Below are 4,105 nucleotides of genomic sequence, written 5' to 3' on the forward strand. Positions count from 1 at the left end.
GCGCAGCAGCCCTGAAAACCCCAGGGCTGCTGCGCAGCCCAACGCGGGACAAGCCCGCTCGCCACAAGGAGATATGTCTGGCGGGAACAGGGTTGTACAAAACCATAGAATCTCCCACAGAGACCGCGCACAGTCGCAAAATTGAGGCCTTGCCCAGATCCTGTGGGAGCTGGCGACAGCCTGCGATGAGGCCGGGCCTGCTATGCATCAGTCCGGCACCAGCCGGTCGCGGCTGTTGGACAGGTGCAGGCAGATCGCCGCCCGGGCGGCATCCGGGTCTTGCCGGCGGATGGCGTTCAAAATGGCCTCGTGTTCAAGGTTGGCCAGGTACGCCTGCCTTGCCAGCCGCGCCCCGGCGCGCGCTTCCATGCCCAGGCGGTTGCGCGGGATCAGCCCGTTGCCCAACTGCCCCATCATCTCGCTGAAATACAGGTTTCCCGTCGCCTCGGCAATCAACAGGTGAAAGCGCCGGTCCGCCTCGATACAACTGTCGCCCGCCGCCGCCAGGTCCTGGTAGTCATCCAGCGCCTGGCGCATGCGCAGCAGGTGCTCGTCGCTGCGGCGCATCGCCGCCAGCGCCGCGGCCTGCCCCTCAAGGCCAATACGCAGCTCCAGCAGGTCGCGCACGCTGGCGGCGTTCTCCGCACCCACCCGCAGCCCGGCATGGGGCAGGCGCTCCATGACAAAAGTACCAATGCCATGGCGCGGCTCCACCAGCCCGGAAGCCTGCAACTTGGACAGCGCTTCGCGCACCACGGTACGGCTGACGCCGTGCTCACGCACCAGGGTGTTTTCCGAGGGGAGTTTGTCGCCGGCCTTGAAGGTGCCCAGCAAAATTTGCTGGGTCAGGCTGGAAACCAGATCGTGGGCACGGCTATGGCTGCGGGGTTTGGCGGGCTGGGTCATGGCGTTGCACCTGGCAAATCAACTTGTACGACAAGTTAATCGATAAAACTTTTTTTTGCTCGAATTTTGCCTGCCGGGTTTATTCAAGGTTTAACACTTGGCCGCATGATTGCCACAGTATCGTGGTTTTACAGCTTGTATTTTGCCATTTAAGCGAATTTACAGGGCTTGTCGTACAACTGCGCCAAGCCTATGCTCCGTCCCACTGCCCTGTCAGACAACCTACCCGCACAAAAACAAATAGTGGGAGATACACAAGTGAACGACACCCTCGATCCGTCCGCCCGGATGGGAGGCGATGCGCTGGCCAGTGCCGTGGCCAAGGTCAAACGCCACGTCCTGCCGCTGTTCGTCATCATGTTCATCGTCAATTACCTCGACCGCGTCAATATCGGCTTCGTCCGCCCGCACCTGGAAAGCGACCTGGGTATCAGCGCCGCCGCCTATGGCTTTGGCGCCGGGCTGTTCTTCATCGGCTACGCGCTGTTCGAGGTGCCGTCCAACATGCTGTTGCAGCGCGTCGGTGCGCGGCTGTGGCTGACCCGCATCATGTTCACCTGGGGCCTGGTGGCAACCGCCATGGCGTTTGTGCAGAACGAAACCCAGTTCTATGTGCTGCGCTTTCTGCTCGGCGTGGCCGAGGCCGGGTTCTTCCCAGGCGTTATCTACTACTTCACCCGCTGGCTGCCGGGCGCCGAGCGCGGCAAGGCAATTGCCATTTTCCTCAGCGGCTCGGCGCTGGCTTCGTTGATTTCAGGCCCGCTGGCTGGGGCCTTGATGCAGATTCAGGGCCTGGGCCTGCACGGCTGGCAGTGGATGCTGTTCATCGAAGGCATGGCCTCGGTGACGCTGTGCTTCTTCGTGTTCTTCTGGCTCGATTCCAAGCCGCAGGACGCCAAGTGGCTGACGCCGGCGGAGCAGGCCGCGCTGGTGGACACCATCGATCGCGAACAGCGTGAACGCGAAGCGTCGGGGCCGGTGAAAGCTTCGGCCTGGAGCCTGCTCAAGGACCGCCAGATCGTGCTGTTCTGCCTGATCTACTTCTGCATCCAGCTGACCATCTACGCCGCCACCTTCTGGCTGCCGAGCATCATCAAACGCATGGGCGACCTCAGCGATATCCAGGTCGGCTTCTTCAACTCCATCCCGTGGCTGATCTCGATCATCGCCATGTACGCCTTCGCCTCCGGCTCGGTGCGCTGGAAGTTCCAGCAGGCCTGGGTGGCCGCTGCGCTGGTGGTCGCCGCCATCGGCATGTTCATGTCCACCACCGGTGGGCCGGTGTTCGCCTTTGTCGCCATCTGCTTTGCCGCGATTGGCTTCAAGTCGGCGTCGTCGTTGTTCTGGCCGATCCCGCAGGGCTACCTGGATGCGCGCATCGCGGCGGCGGTCATTGCCTTGATCAACTCGGTGGGCAACCTGGGCGGCTTCGTCGCGCCGACCACCTTCGGCTTGCTGGAGCAGCACACAGGGTCCATCCAGGGCGGGCTGTATGGCCTGGCGGTGACCTCGGTGCTGGCCGCCATTGCCGTGTTCTTCGTCCGTACCCGCCCCAAGGGCGCCGATTCTTCCGTGCCCAAGGCCCCGTCGGCCCTGAGCCAGACCCACTGACTGCGAGGTATCCCCATGAACATGCAAACCGCCCTCCATACCCAGACGCCCGTGGTCACCGACCTGCGCGTGATCCCGGTGGCCGGCCACGACAGCATGCTGCTCAACCTCAGCGGCGCGCACGGCCCGTACTTCACCCGTAACGTCGTGGTGCTGCGCGACAGCGCCGGCAACACCGGCCTGGGCGAGGTGCCTGGCGGTGAGAAAATCCGTCAGACCCTCGAAGACGCCCGCAGCCTGGTGGTCGGCCAGCCCATCGGCCATTACCAGCGCGTGCTCAACGCCATGCGCCAGACCTTCGCCAACCGCGATTCGGCGGGCCGTGGCCTGCAGACCTTCGACCTGCGCATCACCGTGCATGCGGTGACCGCCATCGAATCGGCGCTGCTCGACCTGCTGGGCCAGCACCTCAACGTGCCAATGGCCGCCTTGCTTGGCGAGGGCCAGCAGCGTGACGCGGTGAAGATGCTCGGTTACCTGTTCTATATCGGCGACCGCCAGCAGACCAACCTGGCCTACCGCAACGAGGCCGACGCCGATGACGACTGGCTGCGCCTGCGCCATGAAAAGGCCATTACCGCCGAGGCGGTGGTGCGCCTGGCGGAGGCTGCGCAGAAGCGTTATGGCTTCAGCGACTTCAAGCTCAAGGGCGGCGTGTTGCGCGGCGAAGAAGAAATGGAAGCGGTGACGGCGCTGGCCGAGCGCTTCCCTGAAGCGCGCATCACCCTGGACCCCAATGGCGCCTGGTCACTCAAGGAAGCCATTGCCCTGTGCCGCGACAAGCACGATGTACTGGCTTACGCCGAAGACCCTTGCGGCGCCGAAAACGGCTACTCCGGGCGCGAAGTGATGGCCGAGTTCCGCCGCGCCACCGGGCTGCGCACAGCTACCAACATGATCGCCACCGACTGGCGGCAGATGGGCCATGCGATCCAGTTGCAGTCGGTGGATATTCCGCTGGCCGACCCGCATTTCTGGACTTTGCAAGGCTCGGTGCGGGTGGCGCAGATGTGCAACGACTGGGGGCTGACCTGGGGTTCGCATTCCAACAACCACTTTGATATTTCGCTGGCGATGTTCACCCAAGTGGCCGCAGCGGCGCCGGGTGAGATCACGGCTATCGATACCCACTGGATCTGGCAGGACGGCCAGCGCCTGACCCGCGAGCCGCTGCGGATTGTCGATGGCCATGTGCACGTGCCGGCGCGGCCGGGGTTGGGTGTGGAAATTGATGAAGACCAGTTGGCCAAGGCCAATGAGTGCTACCGCAACATGGGCTTGGGCGCGCGCGATGATGGTGTGGCGATGCAGTTCTTGATCCCGGGGTGGACGTTTGATAACAAGCGACCGTGCCTGGTGCGCTGAGCCACGGCTGTCGCTGGGCTGTTTGGGAAATCCCAGGGTTTGATGCAAGCCTGCACCGGCCTCATCGCAGGCTAGCGCCAGCTCCCACAGGGGCCGTGCTCAACCGCAACATTGCTGGTTGGGCCCAATCCTTTGGGAAATGATAGAGCGTCGTGGCGAGCGGGCTTGTCCCGCGTTGGGCTGCGCAGCAGCCCTGAAAACCCCAGGGGCTGCTGCGCAGCCC

Annotated in this window: 3 protein-coding genes; 2 read left to right on the top strand and 1 reads right to left on the bottom strand. The window is 63.7% G+C overall.

Annotated elements, in window-relative coordinates:
- Nucleotides 1-207 precede the first annotated feature (207 nt).
- A complete protein-coding gene (locus HU720_RS23755) occupies nucleotides 208-906 on the bottom strand; it encodes a FadR/GntR family transcriptional regulator (protein ID WP_186523579.1) in 699 nt (232 codons plus the stop codon).
- Between the two features lie 258 nt (nucleotides 907-1,164).
- Here HU720_RS23755 and HU720_RS23760 point away from each other — a divergent pair, with 258 nt between their 5' ends.
- Both HU720_RS23760 and gudD read left to right on the top strand, forming a co-directional pair.
- Complete coding sequence (locus HU720_RS23760; RefSeq protein ID WP_186523581.1) at nucleotides 1,165-2,517, top strand: MFS transporter; 1,353 nt, start codon at nucleotides 1,165-1,167, stop codon at nucleotides 2,515-2,517.
- A gap of 15 nt (nucleotides 2,518-2,532) precedes the next feature.
- Complete coding sequence (gudD, locus tag HU720_RS23765; RefSeq protein ID WP_186523590.1) at nucleotides 2,533-3,882, top strand: glucarate dehydratase; 1,350 nt, start codon at nucleotides 2,533-2,535, stop codon at nucleotides 3,880-3,882.
- Nucleotides 3,883-4,105 lie beyond the last annotated feature (223 nt).

This window comes from Pseudomonas sp. SWRI51 (genome assembly GCF_014268825.1).
Taxonomy (GTDB): Bacteria; Pseudomonadota; Gammaproteobacteria; order Pseudomonadales; family Pseudomonadaceae; genus Aquipseudomonas; species Aquipseudomonas farsensis.

Excerpts from the sequence above, each read along its gene's own strand:
- gudD (WP_186523590.1), top strand. The coding sequence starts at position 2,533 with ATGAACATGCAAACCGCCCTCCATACCCAGACGCCCGTGGTCACCGAC.
- HU720_RS23755 (WP_186523579.1), bottom strand. The coding sequence starts at position 906 with ATGACCCAGCCCGCCAAACCCCGCAGCCATAGCCGTGCCCACGATCTG.